This is a genomic window from Aidingimonas halophila, assembly GCF_900106955.1.
In the GTDB taxonomy this organism is placed as follows: Bacteria; Pseudomonadota; Gammaproteobacteria; order Pseudomonadales; family Halomonadaceae; genus Aidingimonas; species Aidingimonas halophila.
Genome location: NZ_FNNI01000010.1, coordinates 46,588 through 70,755 on the forward strand (window position 1 = coordinate 46,588; position 24,168 = coordinate 70,755).

Consider the following 24,168-nt stretch of genomic DNA (forward strand, 5'->3'; position numbering starts at 1 on the left):
GATGCAGAGCTTATCGCGGCCTGAGCCACTTAAGTCACTCACGACCCGATTCAAGGGAGGAATCCCATGAAAGCGATCACCCGTGATGACCTCAAAACCATGAACGAAACCGAGCACGAAGACTTTGTGCTGCTCAACGTACTACCGCGGGAAGCCTTCAACAAGGAGCACATTCGCACCTCGGTGAACGTGCCTGTCGGCGACCCCGAGTTCGTCGAAAAGGTCGAGGCGCTAGCCGGTCATAAGGATCGCAAGATCGTCGTATATTGCGCCGACTTCGATTGCGACGCTTCAGCCAATGCAGCCAAGAAGCTTGAGGAAGCCGGTTTCAGTCACGTCTACGACTATGAAGGGGGCACAAAGGACTGGTTCGAGAAACGGCAGGCGGCTTGATGGCAGATAACCGCCTGTTTCAATGAACCATCATCAATCCAACAAACGGGTCTTATCGTCAGCCGCCATGGCGAACGTCCGCCATGGCGGTGTCGTGTGGTCCCGGTTTAGATTGCCCATCGCACGCGGGCGCACTCCCTATCGGCACTTTTCGATTACGATGATGGCTGGCAAACAGCGCCAGCCTTAATCCAGGTATATGCCATCCAACAAGACGCTGATACCCCATTCGAAACCACCAAGGAGCGTATTGTGAACCCCGACGACCTTGAGAAGCTGGTCATTCGCAAGATGCCATTCGGCAAGTACGAGGGCCGGTTGATTGCCGACCTGCCCGGTCCCTACCTCAACTGGTTTGCCCGGGAGGGGTTGCCGTCGGGCGAGATCGGCCGGTTGTTGAACCTGATGCATGAGATCGACCACAACGGCCTGAGCTCGCTGCTCGATCCATTGCGTGAAAAACATGGTGGCAAAGCGCACGACGAATCGCCATGACATGCGGCACTCGCTGGAGTTGGCAAGCCCTTCAAACTGTTCCATACTCGAGATGACAGTCAGGCTAGTATCCTGTCATACAATACAGCAATCACTAATCAACCATTCATAACAACGCCAAGGAATGGTTCTGCCATGCGACTCAAAGACAAGACAGCCTTGATCACTGCCGCCGGTCAGGGCATCGGGCGCGCCACTGCCGAACGCTTCGCCGCCGAAGGCGCCCGGGTCATCGCGACCGATATCAATACCGAAGCCCTCACTGAACTGGCCACGGTACCGGGTATCGAGACACAGCCCCTGGATGTGCTGGATACCAATGCCATCGACGCCCTCGCCGCTTCGCTGTCGGCACCGGATATCCTGTTCAATTGTGCGGGGCATGTCGCCGGTGGCTCGTTGCTGGAATGCGACGAGCGTGACCTGGAGTTTTCCCTCTCGCTCAACGTCATGGCCATGTATCGCATGATACGGGCGTTCCTGCCGGGCATGGTCGCCCATGGGGGTGGGAGTATCATCAACATGGCGTCGGTGGCGTCCAGCCTGAAGGGCGTGCCCAACCGCTTCGCCTACGGCACCACCAAGGCGGCGGTCATCGGCTTGACCAAATCGGTAGCCGCCGACTATATCGGCCAGGGCATTCGCTGCAACGCCATCTGCCCCGGCACGGTGGAATCGCCATCGCTGAAGGCGCGCATTGCCGAGCAGGCCCGACAGCAAGGGCGCGATGAAACCGACGTCCACCGGGAGTTCATCGCCCGGCAACCTTTGGGGCGCCTGGGCAAGCCCGCAGAAATCGCGGCGCTCGCCACTTATCTGGCAGCCGACGAATCCGCCTATACCACCGGTACCGCCCAGATCATCGATGGCGGCTGGTTGAACTGATAGAGGACCTACTGACGATGAAACTGTTGCGTTTCGGCCCGCGCGGCCATGAAAAGCCCGGTCTACTGGACGATCAGGGTATCATTCGCGATCTCTCCGCCCATATCAATGATCTTGCCGGTGACCATCTAAGCCGCGATCAATTGGCCGGGCTGGCTGAACTCGATCCTGCCAGCCTGCCGGCCGTCGATGCGAGTGAACGTCTTGGCCCATGCGTGGGTCACGTAGGCAAATTCATCTGCATTGGCCTCAACTACTCCGACCATGCCGCCGAAACCGGCGCTGAAGTACCGGCCGAACCGGTGCTCTTCAACAAGTGGACCAGTGCCATTTGCGGCCCCAATGACGACGTCATCATCCCGCGCGGGTCGAAAAAGACGGATTGGGAAGTGGAACTCGGCGTGGTGATCGGAACGGAAGCTCGCTACGTCGATGAAAGCGAGGCGATGAACCATGTTGCCGGGTTCTGCGTGATCAACGATGTCTCGGAGCGGGAATTCCAGCTCGAGCGCTGCGGCAACTGGGACAAGGGCAAGGGGTGCGACACCTTCGGCCCGATGGGCCCCTGGCTGGTCACCCCCGATGAGATCAGCAATCCCCATGAACTCGCGATGTGGCTGGAAGTCGATGGCAAGCGCTATCAAAACGGCAGCACCAATACCATGGTCTATCAGGTGCCTTTCCTGATCAGTTATCTGAGTCGGTTCATGAGCCTGCAACCCGGCGATGTCATCTCGACGGGAACGCCGCCGGGTGTCGGCATGGGACAGAAACCCCAGGTCTATCTCCAGCCGGGCCAACGCATGCGCCTCGGCATCGAGGGACTTGGCGAACAGAGCCAGAACGTGATCGCCGAGCCCGGTGCCTGATCCCTACGCGCCCGGCGCCATCGACACATCAGGAAATAGCAGGAGTCATGGACATGAGTCGAACGATTGCCAGCGACACATTCCAACAATCCAGCCTGCGTGTCCATGTCGACGACAATGTGCGTGTGGCGCTCAAGGATCTCAAGCCCGATACCGAGATCGAGGATAACGGGCGGATCATCCGTATCGCCCGGCCTATTCGTCGCAAGCACAAGTTCGCCCTGCAAGATCTGGCCGAGGGTGACACGGTGGTCATGTATGGCGTCACCGTGGGACGCGCCACCTGCCCGATCGCCACGGGCGAGGCCATTACCACCACCAACACCGAGCACTCCACCGACAACAGCCAGCCACAGGCCCGTCGCGACCAGTGGCAGGCGCCGGACGTGAGCGAGTTCGAGGGCGTCACCTTTGATGGCTATCATCGCCCCGACGGTCAGGTGGGAACGGCCAACTACTGGTTGGTCGTGCCATTGGTATTCTGTGAAAACCGCAATATCGAAGTACTGCGCCAGTGCGTGGCCGATGCACTGGGCGACGACCCCTACCGCGACTACAAGCGCATGGCCCGGGCGATGTTGCGAGGCGAACCGGTTGATACCACTTCCAGTGACGCCGGCCAGGAGCGGTTGTTTCCCCATGTCGATGGTGTGCGTTTCCTGACCCACACCCACGGTTGCGGCGGAACCGACGACGACGCTCAAGCGTTGTGTCGTTTGCTTGCCGGTTATATCTGCCACCCCAATGTGGCAGGCGCCACGGTGCTGAGTCTCGGTTGCCAGAAATCCCAGATGGACATGCTCAGCCGTGCCATCGAGGAACGCGATCCCCAGGGATTGCGACCGGTACACTACTTCGAACAGCAGGCCACCCACAGCGAAACGGATCTGATTCGCCAGGCGCTGACGACCATCTTCGACGGCCTGGCCGATGCCAACCGTTGCGAACGGGCCCCGGCGCCACTCTCGAAACTGACCATCGGGGTCGAGTGCGGCGGGTCCGACGGATTCTCGGGTCTGTCGGCCAACCCTATGGTGGGCGCGACCATCGATCGGCTGGTTGCGCTGGGTGGCAGTGGCATTCTCAGTGAGTTTCCCGAGCTGTGCGGTGTCGAGCACGAGTTGCTGGCCCGTTGCCGCGATGATCAGGTCGGCGAACGATTCCAGCAGTTGATGGAGGCCTATCAACGCCATGCCGATGCCGTCGGCGCCAGCTTCTCGATGAATCCGTCGCCGGGCAACATCCGCGACGGTTTGATCACCGATGCCATGAAATCGGCGGGTGCCGCCAAGAAAGGCGGCGACAGTCCGATCGTCGGCGTGCTCGACTATACTGAGCCGCAGCGTCAGCAGGGCCTGAACCTGCTCTGTTCACCGGGTAATGATGTCGAGTCGACGACGGCGCTGGTGGGCTCCGGCGCCAATCTGGTGATCTTTACTACTGGTCTGGGCACGCCGACCGGCAACCCGATCGCGCCGGTACTGAAGGTCGCCAGCAATAGCGAACTGGCCAAGCGAATGCCGGATGTTATCGATTTCGATGCCGGACCGATCATTAGGGGCGAAGCGCAAATCGAGGAACTGGCCGAAAGAATGCTGCAGTTGTGCATCGACACGGCCTCGGGCCGCTATCGTCCGCGGGCCGTGCAACTTGAACAACTCGATTTCATTCCCTGGAAACGCGGGGTTTCACTGTAAGACGGGCAAACGCCATGGCTGCCGGTATCGATTGATGTCGACGGGTCACTCGGGTACGTGGGACAGTCGCTTCTTGAGTTCCATGTAGGTGCCATAGTGCCGGTCCAGATGGCGACGCATGGCCGCCTCGGCCGCGTCGGGGTCACGCGATTCGATGGCTTCGACGATCTCGGTATGGGCCTGGAACGCCGCCTGGTCTTCACCTTCCTGCTGTAATGCTTCGGCGCGACGGTCATCGAGCCATTCGGATAGCGCTTCGTGGATTGCATCGAAGATGGGATTACAGGCAATCGATGCCAGTACGCCGTGAAAATCGTTGTCGGAGCGCTTGAAGCGCGCTTCATGCCCCAGAGCAACGCGATTGTCCTCCAGGGCAGCGCGCAACCGTGCGAGATCGTCGTCGGTCGCATGGCGGGCGGCATAACGGGCCAGCGAAATCTCGAACATGGCCCGTGCTTCCTGGAAGTACTGCTGTCCTTCCGATTTGACCAACAGCTGCCGTGTCACGCCGGAGAGTCGAGCCATCACGGCTTCGGCAGTGGGACGGATCACTCGCGCCCGCGTACCGCTGTTGATGGCGATCAATCCCAGACGCTGTAGATAGAACAAGGCTTCCCGCACCGCCGGACGCCCCACGCCGAACTGCTCCATCAACTCCCGCTCTGTCGGCAGTTGATCGTCTTCTTTCAAGCGACCTTCGAGAATATCCACTTCCAACTGCTCGGCCACCTGTTCGGAGAGCGTCTTACGCTCCACCTTGTATCGGCTCATTCGTTGCCACTCCTCGATACGGCTATCTGCTGCCCTATCTTACTGTATTCGCCCCTTATCGTGCGCCTCTGTCATGAGCGTCTCACGGCGAGTGGCGTCAATCCCAGTTCCTCGGCCAAGCGCTCGTAAGCCGCCAGGTTGGCAGCATCCAGGGGGATACCTTGCGCATCGCGACGCGCCTGGCAGCGCCATTCGCGATCCCCCGGTGCCATCACCTCAGTCCCGTCGAGAGCCGGCTGCGATCGCAGGTCGTCCAGATACGTGCGCATGCTGGCCTGATAGGTCTCACGATCGCTGAAGGCATCTGGCCGCATGGCCAGGAAAAAATGACCGACACCGCGAGGGGTCGACATGTCGGGCCCTCCCATGGGCAGCAACCGGAAACCGTTCTGCATGCCGGTCAGCGTGGAACTCAGCACTTCCACCATGCCCGCCAGACCGGCGCCCTTGAAGCCGAAGTCAGCCCCGCCCAGTGGTAGCAACGAGGCCACTTCTGCAGGGTCGCACGTCACTTTTCCCGTCGCATCAGCGGCCACATCCGGTGGCAATGCACGACCGATGGCGCCATATTGCTGCACCCGGTTCCAGGGAATGGAACTGGACGCCATGTCGAGCAGATAGGGAGGTTGCCCCTCGACCGGCGCCGAAAAAGCAATCGGATTCGTGCCATGGAACGGTGCCTTGCCATCATGCAGGCGAACGAAGGGATCGGAATTGCATACGGTCATGCCTATCAAGCCCCGTTCGGCGGCAGCGAGAGCGTAACACCCCGCCGCCCCGAAGTGCGAGGAGTGGCCGACCGCCACGGCCCCCATACCGACCTCATCGGCCATCGAGCAGGCATGATCCATCGCCGTGTAACCGGCCAGGTGCCCGAAACCGTCGTCAGCGTCCAGATAGCCGATCGCCGGCAATGGCTGGGTGAAACGCATCGACGGACGCGCCGTGATACGTCCACCGCGCACCGCATTGACATAATGTGGCAGTAAACGAAGACCGTGACTGTCCACTCCCATGCTCGAGGCCGTCAGCAAGGCCCGGGATACCGCCTCGGCGCTGGGGGTATCGACATCGCAGCGCCGTAGTACGTCATGCATGAAGGCTTGCAGGTCGGCCGCATCGACGCGAGCCACATCATCGTTTTCCGCTTTCATCGTCATCCCTTATCGATACACCAGCGTTGGCAGCCACATGGAAATGGCTGGAATGAAAGTCACCAGCAGCAGCGCGACTACCAGCGGTATCAAAAACGGTAACGTACCGCGCATGCACTTCTCGAAGGAGATGTTCGACACCCGCGACAGCACATACAGCACCATGCCCACCGGCGGAGTCAGCAAGCCAATCATCAGGTTCAGCACCATGATGACGCCGAAGTGCACCGGGTCCACACCGACGCCGACCGCCATGGGCAACAGCACGGGCACCAGAATGGTGATGGCGGCGATCGTTTCCATGAAGCAGCCCACGATGATCAACACCATATTGATGAGCAGCAACACGGCAATCGGGTCATCCGCATACGGTCCCAGTAGCCCGATGAGGTGTTGGGTCACCTGGTTGCTGGTCAGGATCCAGGCGAAGATCGAGGCACCGGCAACAATCATCAGGATCACGGCCGTCGTCTCGATGGTTTCCATGCTCACCTTGAGCAAGCGCCGCCAGGTCAGCGTGCGGTAGACGACCCCACCGAGAAACAGTGCATAGACGACGGCGGCAATCGCCGCTTCCGTCGGTGTGAAGGCGCCGGAGAGAATCCCGCCCACGATGATCACCGGAGTCAGCAACGACAGGAATGCCCCGGCGAAGGTACGCCTCAGTATCGGCAATGCGAAGGTGGCATCCCGCGGATAGCCACGCCGGCGCGCCAGCATGGTGATCATCAACATCAGGACGACACCCATCAATAGACCGGGAATCAGGCCGGCCACGAATAGCTGCCCGACCGATGCAGAGGCCATGACGCCATAGATGACCATCGGCAGACTCGGTGGAATGATGGGTCCAATGGTCGATGACGCCGCGGTGATTCCCACGGCGAACTCCTGATCATAACCGGCGTCACGCATCGCCTTGATCTCGATGGTGCCCAGCCCACCGGCATCGGCGACCGCCGCCCCGGACATGCCGGAAAACACGATACTGGCGCCGACGTTGACGTGGCCCAGCCCGCCACGCATCCAGCCCATCAACGCCTTGGCGAAGTCGAAGATGCGACTGGTGATGCCGGCATTATTCATCAGGTTGCCGGCCAGGATAAAGAAGGGAATCGCCAGTAGCGGGAAGCTATCGACCCCGTTGATCATGCGGTGGATGACGACCACATCCGGTATCCGTCCCACCAGGAGGATATACATCAGGCAGGAACCGGCCAGGGCAATGGCGATGGGGACACCGAGCACCAACATGGTGAACAGCGACACGAAAAGAAAAGCTAGGTAGTGGCCCAGCAAGGCCAACACGATACAGCCGGTAACCGCTATGGCGGCGATGATGGGAGGAACGATAGCGCCTCGCCAACGCGTGACCGGGACATGGGGCATGGCTGTGACTCCAGAAAGCGGGGGAATTAGCGTTTATCGTCGGTGAACATCAATTCACTGGTCCCTTCTCGCCAGTGTCGGATCATCGCCTGGACAGCGCGAAATATCATCAGCACATAGCCGATGAGGACCACGTAATAAAGCAGGCTCTTGGGGATATCAACGGACACCATCATCGAGTCGGTTTGATTCGCCAGTTTGAACGTGACCCAGCCAATCGCCAGGTAGAACGCAATACTGACGAGATCCACCAGTGTTGACATGGTGCGGCCCACGATGCCCGGCATGTAGCGATAGAAGAACTCCACCGCGATGTGCGAGCATTTCCTGACCGCCATGGCACTGCCGAGAAACCCCACGATCACCAGCAGGTATCGGGCCATTTCCTCGGTCCAGGCGATCGAATTGCCCAACACATAGCGGCTGAAGAACTGCAGAAAGACATCGAAAGCAAGTACCCAGAAGACGGCCAGTGTGACGTAGTCTTCCGGCGCATACGCCTTGGCATCGAACACATCGTCGTCGGGAACGTCGAACGTCACCTCATCAGTCGACCGATGATCCTCGGACATAAAAACCTCCTAGACACACCATCCCTCATAACGAGGGATGGTGTAGTGACATTGGAATGGTTACTTTCCGAGTTCCTGAACGCGGTCGTAGGTTTCCTGATCCCAGTCGACATCCTCGCCGGTGTGATAGGGAATTACGGCTTCGCGGAACGGTTCGGTATCCACTTCATTGACGGTGGTACCTTGCTCCTCGAACCATTCAACCAACTCGTCTTCCTGTTGACGGATGTCCTCGGTGATGCGCTCACCCGCTTCGATGTAGACCTCCCGGAAGATTTCGCGGTCCTCTTCGGAGAGACGCTCCCAGAGCGGCCCACCAGCGATGGTGATCAGTGAATCGGTGATATGACCGGTCAGATTGATGTAGTCCTGCACTTCATAGAACGCCTTGGCCCGAATGGTCGGCAAGGGGTTCTCCTGGGCATCGACCGTCCCTTGCTGCAGGGCCAGATAGACCTCGGAGAAAGCGATCGGCGTCGGATTGGCGCCCACGGCCTCGGGGAACATCATGTACAACGGCGCGTTGGGCGTGCGGATCTTGAGATCCTCCATGTCCTCCGGCGTGTTGATCGGCTCGTTGGACGTCACGTGACGCCGGCCGTAGTAGTTCATCGCCAGCGGTACGTTGCCAGTTTCATCCTCATAGCCCTGTGCGATTTCATCGAACAGATCACTCTCGGCATAGGCCTGCCAGTGGTCGAAGTCGCGGAACATGTAGGGCGCGCCGGCGATACCGATCGGGCCGTAGGAACGGCCGGCAAACTGATTGCCGGTATAGATCAGGTCGACGGTACCAAGCCCAAGGCCTTCGTTGATATCCGCTTCCTTACCCAGCGAGGAGGCTGGATGGACCTCGATCTCGTAGCGCCCATCGGTACGTTCCTCAATCTCGTCAGCCGCCCACAGAGCCCACTCATGGTATGGCTCCGAGGTCTCATAGACGTGAGCGAAATTGAGGGTCTCGGCATGCGCCGCTCCTGCCATACTGACTCCTGCTGCCAGCAGTGTCATCGAAAACCACTGTAGGGGGCGACGCTGGCTCGTGCTCGTGTTACCCATCTTTTTGTTCTCCATGCATGAGAAGAATGCAATGTCTCGACTTCATGACGAGTTGAACGATGGTCGTTGTGTATACGTGTCATACCATCATAAAGAAACCTAGCCACTACCGGCTCGGTACGCAACCTCCAACCGCGATCAGAGGCCTTCCACTTTGGTGGTGTAGCGATACAACGCCACCAACGCCTCGTCATCACCGAACCCCCCGGCCTTGGTGACGATCGGTCGTGCGCCATCCAGATAACCGCACACCATCCCAGGCGCCCATTCACCGACCACATCGATCCTGGAGGCACCATAGCGCACCATCACCGCCATGGCCGTGTCGCCTCCGCTCAGGCACCAGGCGCGCCCCGGCGAAGAATCGCCACTATCGCTGGTGATAAGTACCTCGGCCATGCGAGCCGCCACCCCATGCGCCGACCAGGACTCACTACTCTGCCCGGGGATCAGCAAGACATTGCCTCTCGGAAGCGTCGCGTCTGATTCCAGCGCACTGACGACAGGCAATTCGGGACACGATGTCCGGCAACGGTGAATCTGTTGCTGGGCCTGAGGGCTACGGGAACCGATCGCCAGCACCAGCCCATTCACCGGCAGCGGCGGCCGTTCGATCGGTTCCCCATAACGGCGCTGGGCTACCGCTCCCGTGAGACCGGCCGCCCCTACGGCCAACCAGCAATCGGTTGCGGCCAGCAAGGTCGCGGCCACCGCATCCAGGGACCCGGCGTCGGCGGCGTCGACAATGCAGTCCGTTTCCGCCGTCGGTACCCCCGGATCGGCACGGCAGGACATGGACACACCGCCCCGGCCGAACAGCGCGACCAGGTCTCCACCCTGTGCCGGCGAACAAGCATCAGTGGCGTAAGCGGTGGTTTCGAGAGGTTCATCATGGACGAACACTCGCCCTCGATGCGTCGTCCGTCCCTGAGCCGGTACCGCCGGAGCGACCAGCAGTGCGCGGTCGAGACAACGGCGTGCCGCCAGGCACTCGGCGATGACCTGCCCCCGCAAGGTGGAATCAACTTTTTTGATCCAGAGCTCGGGGGCCAGTGCCTGCGCCGCATGAATCGCCTCGCTCACACGCTCGGCAGCCGCCGAGGCAGACAGGTGTCGCGACTCCGTCGTTATCGCAACGACCTCGGGAGGCGGACTTTCGCCCAGCGTGGCGAGTCCCGGCAGCGACGTCACCACCCGGGTCACCGCACCGCGTGCGGCAAATGGCGCCGCGGCATCCAGCGCCCCGGTCAGATCATCGGCAATAATGACGATATCAGCCATGGTTGCGAACCAGACGCCAGGCGTGGTCGATCGCAGCTCGCATGTTGGTGGCATCGGCACGACCCTGCCAGGCAATATCGAAGGCCGTGCCATGATCCACCGACGTACGCTGGATCGGCAGTCCCAGACTCACATTGACTGTCGTGTCGAAGGCGATCAGCTTGACAGGGATGTGCCCCTGGTCGTGATACTGCGCCACCACCAGATCGAACTCACCCCGACTGGCCCGATAGAAGACCGTGTCCGCGGATATCGGCCCCTGAACCTCCCAGCCGCGTTTTTGCAGTTGCATCACGGCCGGTGCGATGACTCGGTCATCTTCATCGCCGAATATGCCCCCCTCGCCGCAGTGCGGGTTGAGACCCGCCACGGCGATACGCGGCGCCTCTATTCCCAATCGCCGCAGATGATCGTATCCGGCAGCCACGGTTGCCGTGACCCGCTCGACGGTCACTCGGTCAATCGCGTCACGTAACGACACATGCGTCGACACATGAATGGTCGACAACTGCTCGGAGGCCAGCAGCATGAAAGACGATGGCGCGCCTGTCAGCGATGCCAGCATGCCAGTATGGCCATCGTAGTAGCGTTCGGCGGCATGCAACGCGGCCTTGTTGAGCGGCGCCGTCACGATCACTCCGGCCCGACCGTCCTGGACCAGTTCGACGGCACGTTCGATACAGCGAAAGGCTGCCTCGCCCGCCGCTGCACTGATCTCGCCGGGCGGAATATCCCCTGACGGCATCTCAATCTGCGCCACTGCGACGCAACCGGCCACCTCGGCATCCCGCTCCACAGCACAGAACGACAGATCGACATCGGTCACTTGCGCCGCCCGTGCGAAGGTGTCGCGATCGCCAACCAACAGAATGGCCGCTCGCTCGCTTGCTGTCAGGCCGGCCAGCGACCGGCAGATGATTTCCGGGCCGATTCCCGCCGGATCGCCCATGGTGATAGCCAGGGAGTAGGCAGGGACGGCATGTGAATGGATTGCACTCATGGCATCAACTGCCCGCCGTTGACTTCGATGACCTGCCCGGTCACGTAACCGCTCATGCCATCGCTGATCAGAAACAGATACGCCCCGACGCAATCCTCGGCGGTGCCCAATCGACCCTGCGGGATCGTCGCCCTGGCGGCCTCCAACTGAGCTTCATTGGAATAGCGCTCGTGGAAATCGGTGGCGATGGTCCCGGGTGCAACGGCATTGACACGAATATTGTCACCCGCCAGTTCCTTGGCCATGTTACGTGTCAGGGTACTGACGAAGCCCTTGGCCGAAGCATAGAAACCGGCTCCTGGCCCGCCGCCGTTACGCGCGGCGATCGAACTGGTATGGACGATGCTGCCTCCCCCCGAGCGGCGCAGGTACGGCAAGGCAGCGTGGCTCGCGGTCACTACCGAGCGAACATTGAGATCCATCACCCGGTCATAATGCGCATCGTCGATCTCGTCGAGTTTGACGCGCCCGAGCATGTCGCCGGCGTTGTTGACCAGGACATCGAGTCCTCCCAATTGTTCGGCGGCACTATCGACCACCGCGCTGGCTTCATCGGAACGGCTGACATCCCCCTTGACCATTACGGCGTTGCCACCACTCTCGACGATGGCATCACGAACCTCGCGCGCCCTGGCCTCGCTGGAGTGGTAGTGAACCGCCACATGGGCCCCGAATGCCCCCAGGCGCCGGGCAACTGCCGCTCCGATCCCTCGGCTTGCACCGGTGACCAGCACGCGTTTACCTGCCAATTCGTCGAACATAGAACATCTCTCCTTCGGCTTGTCGTTAGACTTGTCTATCAGGGGCTGCGCTTCTGGAACGGAATGAGTCGAGCGCTAGAGCCGCTGGCCTCTCACTGATAGTATACCTATCATACATAACGACAAGCATAGCCAAGTCGAGGCTGAATGCCATGACATCATCTTGCCCCTTACCGCATTAGCCACCGGAGTTCGATATGTTTTCTGATACGAGTCATTTGCTGCCTGCCGATCATGACAGTGCGTTACTGGTCGGTCGGGTATGGCACCCAGCTCCTGATGACACCCCATCTCTCGTCATCGTTCGACAGGGCGAAGTAATCGATATCAGTGCTACCTGCAACTGCATGGCCGACCTGCTGGACCAGGACGATCCCGCCGGCTTCGTACGATCCGCATCGGGTGAGTCACTGGGCTCGGTTACCGACCTGCTGACCCGCTCTCTGGAAAGCGCCTCGTCAGGTCCCTATCTACTGGCGCCCTGTGATGTACAAGCGATCAAGGCGTGTGGCGTGACCTTTGCCGTCAGCCTGCTGGAACGGGTGATCGAAGAGCAGGCCGCCGGCGACCCCGCCAAAGCCAGCGAGCTACGCCAGGAATTGCAGTCGATGATCGGCGCAGACTTGTCGAAGATCGAGCCCGGCTCGGACGCCGCGATGTCCCTCAAGGAGGCCCTGCAAGCACGTGGTGCCTGGTCGCAGTACATGGAAGTCGGTATCGGTCCCGATGCCGAGGTCTTCAGCAAGGCACAACCGCTCTCCTCGGTCGGTTTCGGGGCCTCGGTCGGGCTACATCCGGCATCCCAATGGAACAATCCCGAACCGGAGATCGTCCTGGCCGTCGATTCGAAGGGGAATATCAAGGGAGCCACGCTGGGGAACGACGTCAACCTGCGCGACATCGAGGGGCGTAGTGCCCTGCTGTTAAGCAAGGCCAAGGACAATAATGCCTCCTGCGCCATCGGTCCCTTCATTCGCCTGTTCGATGACGGCTTCTCTCTGGACACGCTGCGCCAGGCTCAGGTATCGCTGCGCATCGACGGCGAGGATGACAGCTTCGTGCTGGAAGACAGCAGTGACATGCGAGAAATCAGCCGCGATCCGGCCAATCTCGTATCGCAGACCATTGGCGCCCACCACCAGTACCCCGATGGGTTCATGCTGTTCCTCGGCACCATGTTCTCGCCGATCCAGGACCGCGACGGCGCCGGTCAGGGCTTTACCCACCATATCGGCGATACCGTAACGATCGCCACCCCGTCACTGGGCGCTCTGGTCAACCGGGTCGACCGCTCGGACAAGCTGCCGCCCTGGACCTTCGGCATCCGTCAATGGCATGCCAGCCAGACACGCCAGCGATAACACACTGTGGAGACCCACCATGACAACGATCACCCATCTCGACGTTCAGGACATCCGCTTCCCCACCTCGCGGTCGCTGGATGGGTCGGATGCAATGAATGCCGCACCCGACTATTCCGCTACTTACGTCATCCTGCACACCGATGACAGCCACGAAGGCCACGGCCTGACCTTTACCATCGGTCGCGGCAATGAAATCTGCGTCGCTGCGGTCAAGTCACTCGCTTATCTGGTCGAAGGCCGTAGCCTGGCATCGATTACCGATAACATGGGCGCCTTCTGGCGCCAGATCACTGGCGACAGCCAACTACGCTGGATCGGCCCCGACAAAGGCGCCATCCATCTGGCTACCGCCGCCATCGTCAATGCAGTCTGGGATCTATGGGCCAAGGCGGAAGGCAAGCCAGTCTGGAAACTGCTGGCCGACATGTCGCCCGAGGCGCTGGTGCGCTGTCTCGACTTCCGCTTCGTCACCGATGCACTGACACCCGAAGAAGCCATCGCCATGTTGCGGCGCAAGCAGGACGGCAAGGCGCAACGTGAGTCGGAAATGCGTCAACGCGGTTATCCCGGTTACACCACCTCGGCAGGCTGGCTCGGCTACTCGGACGACAAGGTACGCCAACTGGCCCGCGAAGCCCTGGCCGAAGGCTGGACGCACTTCAAGCAGAAGGTTGGTGGTAATCTGGAGGAAGACTGCCGACGTGCGCGCCTGCTGCGCGAGGAGATTGGCTGGGAACGTCCACTGATGATGGATGCCAATCAGATGTGGGACGTCGACGAAACCGTGGCCAACATGCGCAAACTGGCCGAGTTCGATCCGTTGTGGATCGAGGAACCCACTAGCCCCGACGACATTCTCGGCCACGCCGAAATCCGTCACCGACTCGCGCCCATCGGTGTAGCAACCGGCGAACATTGCCATAACAAAGTCATGTTCAAGCAGTTCCTGCAGGCCGATGCGCTGGACTACTGCCAGATCGACTCGGCGCGGCTCGGGGGACTCAACGAAGTGATCCTGGTATTGCTGCTGGCGGCCAAGTTCGATGTCCCGGTCTGCCCCCATGCCGGCGGAGTCGGCCTGTGCGAGTATGTGCAGCATATCTCGCTGTTCGACTATATTGCCGTGTCAGGCTCCCTGGACGGTCGCATTCTCGAGTATGTCGACCATCTCCACGAGCACTTCGTCGATCCGGTCGTGATCCAGAACGGCCACTACCAGGTACCCACGGCACCGGGCTACAGTATCACCATGCATCCCCAATCCCTGGCGCGCCACCGTTATCCCGACGGGGCAGCCTGGCAAGAGGACGCATGACCGGGCAACCTGATACAGCGACAACGGCAGTAGGGAGCAAGCATGACAACAGACAAGGCCGGCATCGTGGAAACCCTGGTCTCCCGACTGGGTGACAGCGGCGTATTGCGAGACGACGACGCGTTGTCGCGCTATACCCATGACTGGGCCGGCGATGCCCTGGGCACCCCCTTGGCCGTGGTACGACCACGCACGACCGATGAGGTCGCCGATATCGTCAGGCTATGCAACGAGCATGACCTGCGCATGGTCCCCCAGGGCGGTCATACCGGTCTGGTCGGCGGTGCGTTTCCCGACCGCGATCAGGACGAGCTGATCATCAGCCTGGAGCGCATGAACCGCATCCGCGACCTGGACCCAGTCAATTTCAGCATGACGGTGGATGCCGGATGCATCCTTGAAGAGGTCAAGCAGGCCGCCGACACCGAGGACTGCGACTTCCCGTTGTCGCTGGGGGCGCAAGGCAGCTGTCAGATCGGTGGCAACATCGCCACCAATGCCGGCGGGCTCAACGTCCTCCGTTACGGCATGATGCGGGAGCTGGTACTGGGGCTGGAAGTGGTATTACCCAACGGCGAGATCTGGGACGGCCTGAGTGCCCTGCACAAGGATAATCGCGGCTATGATCTGGCCCAGCTGTTTCTGGGCAGCGAGGGGACTCTGGGTATCGTCACCGGTGCCGTACTCAAGCTCGTGCCCAAAGCGGAACAGACGCGCACGGCATTGTTGGGCCTGCCCTCGGTCGCGGCGGTGATCGAACTCTATACTCTGGCACGCCGCGGTTGCAGCGACCTGCTTTCGGCCTTTGAACTGATCCCGCGCCGCTGCATCGAACTCGCCATGGAAGCCTCGCCGCAACTCAGCGATCCACTGGATGAGGCTTACCCCTGGTACGTACTGATGGAAGTCGCCGCTACCGGACCGATCGATCTCAGCGAGATGCTCGAGCGACTACTGGAAAACGGCATGGAGAAGGACCTGGTGCTGGACGGTGCGCTGGCCAGCAGTGACGCGCAGTCTCAGAATCTCTGGCAATTCCGCGAGAGCATGCTGGAAGGACAACGGCTCAAGGGCAAGCATTTGCGGACCGATGTCTCGGTACCGATCTCCGCGATCCCGGATTTCGTCGATCGGGCCGCGGTCATGGTATCGGACGTCTCGCCCGATTCCACAGTGATTGCCTACGGTCATATCGGCGATGGCAACCTGCACTTCAATATCCTGCCGCCGCCGGACACCTCGAACGAGGAAAGGCGGGTACTGCTCCATGACCTCGAGCAGCGCCTGTTCGCGATCCTCGACGAGTTCCGTGGCAGCATCAGTGCCGAGCACGGCATCGGCAGGACGAAGCAGGCCGCGTACCTGGCCAGACTCTCCCCCACGGAGCGGGAACTGATGCAGGGTATCAAGTCGCTCTTCGACCCGAAGGGTGTGATGAGTCGCGGCCGTATCCTGCCGGAATAACGACGTCTTGAAACGACTGTGCCGGCACGGTGTTCGCCGTGCCGGCACAGAAGTCACTTCCGGACCGGTTTGCGTATCAGGCGTGCTGACGACGCTTCACCGGGCCATTGTCATCATGGCGACGACGCGGCGGACGGCCGAGGTCTTCGCTGATTTCCAGCGCCTGACCGGCAACACGTGCCCGTGCCATCTTGGCCAGGACACCCGCCGGCAGCGAATTCGGCAATTCGACGGTGGAAAAGCCGTCCCGAATATCGATGCGACCGATCCGGTTGCCTTCGATACCCCCTTCATTGGCCAGCGCCCCCACCAATTGGCCGGGCTTGATGCCGTCCTTGTGGCCGACAGCGACACGGTAACGTGTCATGCCTTCACGCGGACCACGGTCATCACGGCGACGCGCCGGCTTACCTTCACGCGGCGCGCGCTCCTTGCGCGGCGCCTGCAAGCGACCGATGGGCGGCTCGTCCGCACGTGCCATGGAAGCGAAGGCGCAGGCCAGCTCTACCGGGTCATGGCCTTCTTCGATCAATCTTTCAATCAGCGCTCGCTGTTCTTCGGCGCCGTTAGTGACCGTCCCGAGAGCACGCGCATGGAACACTTCATCACGATGCGCCCGGATAGCGGACTCATCGGGGAGCGCCATCTCCGACATGTGCTGTCCGGTGGCTTGCTCCAGCCAGCGTACCTTGCGCGTTTCACGGGCACCGGCAAAGGTGATCGCCACGCCACTACGCCCGGCCCGACCGGTACGACCGATACGGTGGGTATAGGCTTCGCTGTCCTGGGGCAGATCATAGTTGATGACATGCGTGATACGTGCCACATCCAGGCCGCGTGCGGCGACATCGGTAGCAATCAGCACATCGACCTTGCCGCGCTTGAGACGGGTCACCGTACGTTCACGCAGGCTCTGGTCGAGATCGCCGGACAACGCCGCTGCGTTGATACCACGTGCCATCAACTGCTCCACCAGCGTAGTGCAAGCGGCACGGGTGCGGACGAAAACAATGGCGCCATCGACCGGCTCCACTTCCAGGATCCGAGACAGCGCCTCAAGCTTCGCCCCCCCATCGACGCGAACGACATGCTGATCGATGCTTTCTGCGGTTCCCGCGCTGGCCTCGATCATTACCTTGACCGGATCGACCAGGTAGCGGTTGACGATTCGCTCGATCTCGGCCGGCAAGGTCGCGGAGAAGAAGACCCGCTGCGCCGTTTCCGGCGTATCGGCGACCACACGCTTGACGTCGTCGATGAACCCCATGCGCAGCATTTCGTCGGCTTCGTCCAGCACCAGGGCGGAGAGACCGCCGAGCTTGAGGCTCCCTCGATCGAGATGGTCGATGACGCGTCCTGGCGTACCGACGACGACCTGAGCGCCACGCTTGAGCGCCCGCAGTTGTTCACGATATTCCTGTCCACCACACAATGTGGCGACTTCCAGACCCCGGAGGTTCTGGCCATAGCGACTGAACGAGGCAGCCACCTGCTGCGCCAGTTCACGAGTGGGCGCCAATACCAGCACCTGGGGCTCGCGACGTTCGATATCGAGACGCGACAGGATAGGCAGCGCAAATGCGGCCGTCTTGCCGGTACCGGTCTGGGCCTGGCCCAGCAGGTCACGGCCTTCGAGCAATTCGGGGATCGTCTGCGCCTGGATGGGAGATGGGGATTCATAGCCCAGCGTTTCGAGGGCCGAGAGTACAGCAGGCACAAGGGCCATATCGCCGAAGGTCGGCGAAGCGACAGAAGTCGAGGTCATCAATCACACCTTGAGTTAGCCGGTCAGTCCGGCAACGAACATGGATGGTATTCCGGCGTGTCGCCCGCTACGACCGACAATTGGCCAACGAGATTCCTGCGACGTTCCGGGATACCGGTCGCACCTGGCATTCGATTCACATATCGGATACGACATCGATGCCGTATTCGATCGAGCCCGCTTCAGCGTCTATCCGACGTGGGCCCGGTAAATCGCTGTGGCGACCGTCTGCACCGTGGGGCCGGAAATGACCGGCGCTTGGGCGCTCCATCTTTTGAGTCAGATACCCGATATCGATGATGGGTATCTCGCAAAGTATCGTCATTGATCATCCGTCCTATCGGCGGCCCATGACGATAACGATTCGTTACGATGGTGGGGTCAACACATGCGAGGAGAACGCATGCTACCATTGGCTAATCCCACTGACCAGTCTTTTTCATGGAGATGCCACATGCCGAACCTTTGGGTCGACGCTGACGCCTGCCCACGCGCGGCTCGCGACATTATCGTCAGAGCGGCGGAACGTACACACACACCGACCCGGTTCGTCGCCAATCACCAGATCCCGCTACCCGCATCAAAGTGGGTCAAACCCATGACGGTTGCCAGCGGTTTCGATGCGGCCGACAATGAAATCGTCGACCGCTTGGCGTCAGGTGACTTGATCATCACCTCCGATCTCCCGCTGGCCATGGAAGCACTGGAGAAGGGAGCCCAGGTCATGACCACGCGCGGCGAAACACTCGATCGGAACAATATCCGAGCCCGGGTCCAGATGCGCGACTTCATGGAAACCCTGCGCGCCAGCGGGGAGCATACCGGCGGCCCCAAAGGGTATTCGGACAGCGACCGACGCGAATTCGCCAATGCGCTCGATCGCTGGCTGGCCCAGCAACGCTGATCAAGACACCCCGGGAGACTCTATAGGCTCCCGCTCTTCCCATCTTGGCGTTCCTTACGTCGTCCGTACGCCTCGGCCCGGCAACCGTTCACGATCATGCGGACGCTCCAGATCGAGCAATGGCCCCTTGGGCACGATCCGGGTCGGATTGATCGTATCGTGGCTGTAATAATAGTGGCGCTTGATATGATCCATATTCACCGTCTCCGCCACCCCCGGCCACTGATAGAGCTCGCGAAGGTAGTTCGACAGGTTCGGATAGTCCTCGATGCGTCTCAGATTGCATTTAAAATGGCCATGATAGACGGCATCGAAACGCACGATCGTAGTGAAAAGACGGATATCCGCTTCGGTCAGCCATTCGCCGGCCAGATAGCGGTTCTCGGCAAGGCGGGCTTCCATGCGATCGAGCGCATCGAAAAGCGCTGTCACGTGCTTTTCATACACCGACTGCCGGGTCGCGAACCCCGATTTGTAGACGCCATTGTTGATGTGGTCGTACACATCGGCATTGACGGCATCGATGGTCTCACGCAGATCCGAAGGATAGAAATCGAGACGATTACCGGTCAGGTCATCGAAAGCGGTATTGAAGATACGCACGAGATCGGCGGATTCATTGTTGACGATTCGCCGCTCCTGCTTGTCCCAGAGAACCGGCACCGTGACACGGCCGGTATATTGTGGATCGGTCAGGGTATAGAGTTCACGATGATAGTTGACACCATTGACCGGATCGCCACTGGCACCCTCATCCTGATGATAACTCCAGCCCTGATCGAGCATCAGCGGGCTGACATAGGACATGCCGATCAGCGACTCCAACCCCTTCAATTTCCGCATCACCAGCGTCCGATGCGCCCAGGGGCAGGCCAGGGAGACATAAAGATGATAGCGATCGGGCTCTGCCGGCAACCCGGGCTGCCCTTGCGGCCCCGGCTCCCCATCCGGTGTCACCCAGTCACGCAGTTGAGCGGATTCACGAACGAATTCCCCACCATGCTTTTCGGTCTCGTACCACTGGTCGTGCCATGTGCCGTTGATCAGCAGTCCCATGACGCTTTCTCCTGACAAGTTGACTACCGATCACTTTAATACGACAACATCGACTCTCAAGCGGATTAAATCGCCTCATTCATTCGATGTTGTCGAATCGTCGTCGCGGTTGCAGGTATCGTTGACCGTATCCAACAGTGTCTCGGCCAGGACTCGCGTTGCCGGTCCAGCACGATCGCGGTCGCGATAAATCAACTGCATGGGAGATTCTCGTCTGCCACCCGCGACCAATGGCAGAGGGCGCAACCGATCGGCCTCCAGGGCAGCGTGAATCAATGTCTCGGGCATCCAGGCGAAACCGAGCCCGCGTTCCAGCATATCCAGCGAAGTGGCCAGATGGCTGACCGTCCAGCGTTGCTCCGCCTTCAACCACCCCGCATCCATCGACTGACGAAGCGCCGAATCCCTGACCACCAATTGGCGGTGACGCTCGAGGTCGCGCAAGTCCAGCGGACGTTGTAACTGATGCAGAGGATGATCGGGATGGGCCACGGCGATAAAATTCACCGTAACGATGGGTTCACCCAGGAACCCTTGAGCCGCCAGACCTGACACCACTAGATCGGCACGACCGTCATACAGCATTTCGGTGCCGCCGTTCAGCACGGTCTCGTGAAGCTGGACACGAACATGAGGGTAGGCAGCGGAGAAGATTTCCAATGCCCGTGCCAATGCATCGGGCGGGAATATCTGATCGACCGCCAGCACGACTTCCGCTTCCAGCCCTTCTGCCAGGCGTCCGGCGACATCTTCCAATGATTCGGCGCTTTCGAGTAGCTGTCTCGCCCGACGCAACAATAGGGCGCCGGCCTCCGTCAACTGAACCTGACGTCCCACCGGCTCCAGTAACGCCACACCCAACTGTTCTTCGAGCTTGTGCACGGCGTGATTGAGTGTCGATGGGCTCTTGTGTACGGCGTCGGCAGCACGAGCGAAGCCGCCGTGATCGACGACGGCCGCCAACATTTGCCATTGCAGCAGGGTCACTCGCGACATGGCACGCCTCCATTTTCGATAATCTCGAATAATAGCATCAAATTTATGCGCTTAACTTTCGAAAAATGTGACCTAATATGGCCATTATAGCGACCTCATCGCATGACTGAATGAAATCGGGAGCGCAACCATGACTGATGCAACGACTCCGCGGCAGATCGAACGGATACTACCTGCCCATCCCAGCCAGGATGGTGATGGCGTGAAAATCCAGCGAATCCATGATTTCGGAGGCGGTCTGGATCCGTTTCTGATGCTGGATGAACTGGGATCGGACCAGCCCGATGACTATATCGGCGGCTTTCCCCCACATCCCCATCGCGGCATGCAGACGTTGACCTATGTGATCCATGGCGGGCTGACCCATGAGGATCATCTGGGGCATAGCAGTACGATTCATGCCGGTGACGCCCAGTGGATGCATACCGGCCGCGGCATCATTCATTCGGAGATGCCACTGACCGACAGTCAGGGCCTGCATGCCTTCCAGCTCTGGATCAACCTGGCAGCGAAAGACAAGCTGACACCAGCGACCTATCGTGACATTCGCCACAGCGACATGCCCCGCCTGGATGATGATCAGTCGTCGCTGGTGGCACTAGGTGGCAGTTGGCAGACCCAGGCAGGCAACACCGTTTCAGGTCCATTAGACGCTCTGGCCGGCCAGAGCGGTATTGCCCATGTCACGCTGTCGCCCGGCGGCCGAATGAAGCTTGTACAGACGGAGCCGACCTTGCTTGCCTACGTATTCGCCGGTACGGTGCATGTCGGAGGCAAAGAGGTCTCGGCCGGTCATCTGGCCAGCCTGGGTAAGGGAGACACGCTAACCCTGGATGCCGAACAGGAGGCCCAGCTATTGCTCCTGGCGGGAACGCCGCATCGTGAGCCCATTGCCCATTACGGCCCATTCGTCATGAATCACCGTCATGAACTGGAACAGGCTCTCGATGATTATCGTAATGGTTCCCTGACGGCCCAAGGTAGCTAACAAGGGCAGATTCCGCTGCGTCGAGGCACACCACCTCGGCGATTTAAGCCCGAAACAACACTGATATCACCTGACATTTCTCCCCATCGACCGCTTCGAACCCCGTAAATTCGACGGTTGACGGGGAGGCATTAAAGAATACTGTACTTTTTTACAGGATAGGCATTTTACTTATCATGGGTTATGGTCTTCGTGCTTTTTTTATCCAACTAAAAAGTACGGTCACCACTCATGTTGCGAATACTTCATTCGCTGCCCCGCACGCACAAGTTACTTCTGTTACCCGTCGCCACCATGGTTACTGTGCTGGGCACGCAAAAAATCTTTTCCGCTTTCGATGAACAATCATCCGGCAACGATTCACACAAAACCGTCAATGTTCCTATAGAAGTCAACACACAAGCCGCCTCGCTTCCCAACGAAATTCAACCTTCCGCTCTCCGGGAAGGTATTCAAATGGCCATGGCCGCCATAGAGGAGATCGAGGCACCGGCACTTGCCGATATCGACCCGATTTCTCATGCTGAAGCTGCCAGAATCGACCCCTCTCTGGCATTACTCGGCACCGATGCAGCAAACCATCTCGCATCCGATAGCACGTCACTCCCCTCAGAGAATGGTGACGAGCTCGATAATGACTCGCTTCATGTGGCGATACACCTCACCGATGATTCCCTCGAGGGCGATCATCTGGCCGGTCAGGAAGATTATGTAGCCGGCGGCACATCCTATGAAGATTTTTCCGCGGATCCGCTGGAATTATTCGATGACGGCAGTATTTTCCTGGATCAGGAAATCGTCGCCAAGGAAGAGCACACGCCCCAATGGGAGAGCTATACCATTCAGGATGGTGACACCTTTGCCGTGCTGGCCGAGCGCTCCTTGGGTATGGACTATAGCGAGGTCATGAACCTTCTGGATAGCGTGCCGGACCAGAACGTATTTACCCATATGCGTGCCGGTGACAATTTCGAATACCAGTTGGATGAAAATGAGGAGTTGTTGGCACTGCGGGTCATGAAGAACTCCCGTCAGGGCTACCTCATCGAGCAGCAAGGCGGTGACTTCGATGTGTCGGAAATCGAGCGGACCGGTGAAGCCACACAACGTCTGTTTGCCGGCAAGGTAACAGGCAGCTTCGGCCGCTCGGCAGAGGCCACCGGCCTATCGCCCCGAGAGGTCTCCGAATTATCGAACGTGCTTGAGAAAAAACTCGATTTCCGCCGCGACACTCGCAGCGGTGATCGTTTCCATGTCCTGGTCGAGTCCGACATGATCGAAGGGGAAAGCCTCGATTCTCGCGTGCTTGCCGTTCATTACGAAGGGGAGCGCATGGATATGACCGTCGTGCGCAATAGTGAAGACAACCGCTTCTATACACCGGAAGGAGAAAGTCTGGATCCTGCATTCGACCGCTATCCTTTCAGTGGAGATTACCAGATCAGTTCATCCTTTAATTTGCAACGCAAGCACCCGGTGACTGGCCGCGTCAGTCCGCATTACGGCACGGACTTCGCCATGGATACCGGCACCCCTGTCGAGGCCCCCGCTGACGGCCGAGTGCAGAAAGTCGGCAATGATTCTCTGGCCGGTCGTTACATCGAATTGGTGCATGACAATGGCTATCGTACACGCTACCTGCACCTGTCCCAGCCTACGGTAGAACGTGGTGAACGTGTGTCCATGGGGGATCGTATCGGTTTCTCCGGCAACACGGGGCGCAGCACCGGTCCCCACTTGCATTACGAGATCATCGTCAACAACGACCGAGTCGATCCCATGCGAGTCGATCTTCCCGAGAACAAGAGTCTGGAAGGTGACGCACTCGTTAGTTTCAAGCAAGAATCCGAAGAGCTTCTGGCACGCCTGGAAAGCGGCGAAAACGGGACCGTGGTTGCCAGCACCCGCCGGGATCAAGACACGCGAGGCAGCGACGACAGCTGACCCCTTCCTCCTCTCTATATAGCCAAAGTGCCCCGACGATGGTCGG

General features: G+C 59.8%; 23 protein-coding genes. 11 read left to right on the top strand and 12 right to left on the bottom strand.

Annotation, left to right across the window (positions count from 1 at the left end; all coding sequences use genetic code 11):
- The first annotated feature begins 66 nt into the window (after positions 1–66).
- The 5 genes from BLW01_RS16990 to BLW01_RS17010 all read left to right on the top strand — a co-directional run bounded on the left by BLW01_RS16990 (position 67) and on the right by BLW01_RS17010 (position 4,339).
- The gene (locus tag BLW01_RS16990) at positions 67–393 is read left to right on the top strand and encodes a rhodanese-like domain-containing protein (RefSeq protein WP_092571986.1); all 327 of its coding nucleotides are present in this window, start codon (positions 67–69) and stop codon (positions 391–393) included.
- A 252-nt stretch (positions 394–645) separates the two neighbouring features.
- Entirely contained in the window at positions 646–888 is a 243-nt protein-coding gene (locus BLW01_RS16995; RefSeq protein ID WP_092571987.1) for a DUF3820 family protein, read from the top strand.
- A gap of 135 nt (positions 889–1,023) precedes the next feature.
- Complete coding sequence (locus BLW01_RS17000; protein WP_092571989.1) at positions 1,024–1,773, top strand: SDR family oxidoreductase; 750 nt, start codon at positions 1,024–1,026, stop codon at positions 1,771–1,773.
- Between the two features lie 17 nt (positions 1,774–1,790).
- Complete coding sequence (locus BLW01_RS17005) at positions 1,791–2,642, top strand: fumarylacetoacetate hydrolase family protein (RefSeq protein WP_092571991.1); 852 nt, start codon at positions 1,791–1,793, stop codon at positions 2,640–2,642.
- 53 nt (positions 2,643–2,695) lie between these two features.
- Complete coding sequence (locus tag BLW01_RS17010; RefSeq protein ID WP_092571993.1) at positions 2,696–4,339, top strand: UxaA family hydrolase; 1,644 nt, start codon at positions 2,696–2,698, stop codon at positions 4,337–4,339.
- Positions 4,340–4,384: 45 nt separating this feature from the next.
- Here BLW01_RS17010 and nanR read toward each other — a convergent pair whose 3' ends face one another.
- The 8 genes from nanR to BLW01_RS17050 all read right to left on the bottom strand — a co-directional run bounded on the left by nanR (position 4,385) and on the right by BLW01_RS17050 (position 12,326).
- Entirely contained in the window at positions 4,385–5,110 is a 726-nt protein-coding gene (nanR, locus tag BLW01_RS17015) for a transcriptional regulator NanR (RefSeq protein WP_092571995.1), read from the bottom strand.
- A 71-nt stretch (positions 5,111–5,181) separates the two neighbouring features.
- Positions 5,182–6,264, bottom strand: a complete 1,083-nt coding sequence (locus BLW01_RS17020) for an Ldh family oxidoreductase (RefSeq protein ID WP_092571996.1) — start codon at positions 6,262–6,264, stop codon at positions 5,182–5,184.
- A gap of 9 nt (positions 6,265–6,273) precedes the next feature.
- Positions 6,274–7,653 (bottom strand): TRAP transporter large permease, encoded by a 1,380-nt coding sequence (locus tag BLW01_RS17025; RefSeq protein ID WP_092571998.1) that lies wholly within the window; start codon positions 7,651–7,653, stop codon positions 6,274–6,276.
- A 26-nt stretch (positions 7,654–7,679) separates the two neighbouring features.
- Positions 7,680–8,225: a TRAP transporter small permease gene (locus BLW01_RS17030; protein WP_092572000.1), complete on the bottom strand. Its 546-nt coding sequence runs from the start codon at positions 8,223–8,225 to the stop codon at positions 7,680–7,682.
- A 60-nt stretch (positions 8,226–8,285) separates the two neighbouring features.
- The gene (locus BLW01_RS17035; protein WP_092572002.1) at positions 8,286–9,284 is read right to left on the bottom strand and encodes a sialic acid TRAP transporter substrate-binding protein SiaP; all 999 of its coding nucleotides are present in this window, start codon (positions 9,282–9,284) and stop codon (positions 8,286–8,288) included.
- A gap of 138 nt (positions 9,285–9,422) precedes the next feature.
- Positions 9,423–10,565 carry a four-carbon acid sugar kinase family protein gene (locus BLW01_RS17040; RefSeq protein WP_175529884.1) on the bottom strand — a complete coding sequence of 381 codons (1,143 nt, stop codon included), beginning with the start codon at positions 10,563–10,565 and terminating at the stop codon, positions 9,423–9,425.
- Positions 10,558–11,565, bottom strand: a complete 1,008-nt coding sequence (gene pdxA / locus BLW01_RS17045; RefSeq protein ID WP_229806515.1) for a 4-hydroxythreonine-4-phosphate dehydrogenase PdxA — start codon at positions 11,563–11,565, stop codon at positions 10,558–10,560. Before pdxA ends, BLW01_RS17040 begins: the two co-directional genes overlap by 8 nt.
- A complete protein-coding gene (locus BLW01_RS17050) occupies positions 11,562–12,326 on the bottom strand; it encodes an SDR family NAD(P)-dependent oxidoreductase (protein WP_092572007.1) in 765 nt (254 codons plus the stop codon). Before BLW01_RS17050 ends, pdxA begins: the two co-directional genes overlap by 4 nt.
- Positions 12,327–12,523: 197 nt before the next feature.
- On the opposite strand from BLW01_RS17050, the gene BLW01_RS17055 reads away from it, so the two are divergent.
- The 3 genes from BLW01_RS17055 to BLW01_RS17065 are packed head-to-tail and all read left to right on the top strand — an operon-like array spanning position 12,524 to position 16,469.
- A complete protein-coding gene (locus BLW01_RS17055; RefSeq protein ID WP_092572010.1) occupies positions 12,524–13,687 on the top strand; it encodes a fumarylacetoacetate hydrolase family protein in 1,164 nt (387 codons plus the stop codon).
- A 19-nt stretch (positions 13,688–13,706) separates the two neighbouring features.
- Entirely contained in the window at positions 13,707–15,005 is a 1,299-nt protein-coding gene (locus BLW01_RS17060; protein ID WP_092572012.1) for an L-fuconate dehydratase, read from the top strand.
- A gap of 42 nt (positions 15,006–15,047) precedes the next feature.
- Positions 15,048–16,469: an FAD-binding oxidoreductase gene (locus BLW01_RS17065; RefSeq protein ID WP_092572014.1), complete on the top strand. Its 1,422-nt coding sequence runs from the start codon at positions 15,048–15,050 to the stop codon at positions 16,467–16,469.
- Between the two features lie 76 nt (positions 16,470–16,545).
- On the opposite strand, the gene BLW01_RS17070 is transcribed toward BLW01_RS17065, so the two are convergent.
- Together BLW01_RS17070 and BLW01_RS17075 are read right to left on the bottom strand one after the other, a co-directional pair.
- A complete protein-coding gene (locus BLW01_RS17070) occupies positions 16,546–18,234 on the bottom strand; it encodes a DEAD/DEAH box helicase (RefSeq protein WP_092572016.1) in 1,689 nt (562 codons plus the stop codon).
- Positions 18,235–18,370: 136 nt separating this feature from the next.
- Positions 18,371–18,559 carry a hypothetical protein gene (locus BLW01_RS17075; protein WP_092572018.1) on the bottom strand — a complete coding sequence of 63 codons (189 nt, stop codon included), beginning with the start codon at positions 18,557–18,559 and terminating at the stop codon, positions 18,371–18,373.
- A 129-nt stretch (positions 18,560–18,688) separates the two neighbouring features.
- On the opposite strand from BLW01_RS17075, the gene BLW01_RS17080 reads away from it, so the two are divergent.
- A complete protein-coding gene (locus BLW01_RS17080; RefSeq protein WP_092572019.1) occupies positions 18,689–19,138 on the top strand; it encodes a YaiI/YqxD family protein in 450 nt (149 codons plus the stop codon).
- A gap of 54 nt (positions 19,139–19,192) precedes the next feature.
- Here the strand turns inward: BLW01_RS17080 and BLW01_RS17085 are convergent, their stop codons facing one another.
- Both BLW01_RS17085 and BLW01_RS17090 read right to left on the bottom strand, forming a co-directional pair.
- On the bottom strand, positions 19,193–20,194 hold the full coding sequence (locus tag BLW01_RS17085; protein WP_092572021.1) for a glutathione S-transferase family protein: 1,002 nt from the start codon (positions 20,192–20,194) through the stop codon (positions 19,193–19,195).
- A 75-nt stretch (positions 20,195–20,269) separates the two neighbouring features.
- Positions 20,270–21,190 (bottom strand): LysR family transcriptional regulator, encoded by a 921-nt coding sequence (locus tag BLW01_RS17090; RefSeq protein ID WP_092572023.1) that lies wholly within the window; start codon positions 21,188–21,190, stop codon positions 20,270–20,272.
- Positions 21,191–21,320: 130 nt separating this feature from the next.
- Between BLW01_RS17090 and BLW01_RS17095 the strand changes: the two genes are divergently transcribed.
- Both BLW01_RS17095 and BLW01_RS17100 read left to right on the top strand, forming a co-directional pair.
- On the top strand, positions 21,321–22,178 hold the full coding sequence (locus BLW01_RS17095; RefSeq protein WP_092572025.1) for a pirin family protein: 858 nt from the start codon (positions 21,321–21,323) through the stop codon (positions 22,176–22,178).
- Between the two features lie 231 nt (positions 22,179–22,409).
- Complete coding sequence (locus BLW01_RS17100) at positions 22,410–24,122, top strand: peptidoglycan DD-metalloendopeptidase family protein (protein WP_092572027.1); 1,713 nt, start codon at positions 22,410–22,412, stop codon at positions 24,120–24,122.
- Positions 24,123–24,168: the final 46 nt, after the last annotated feature.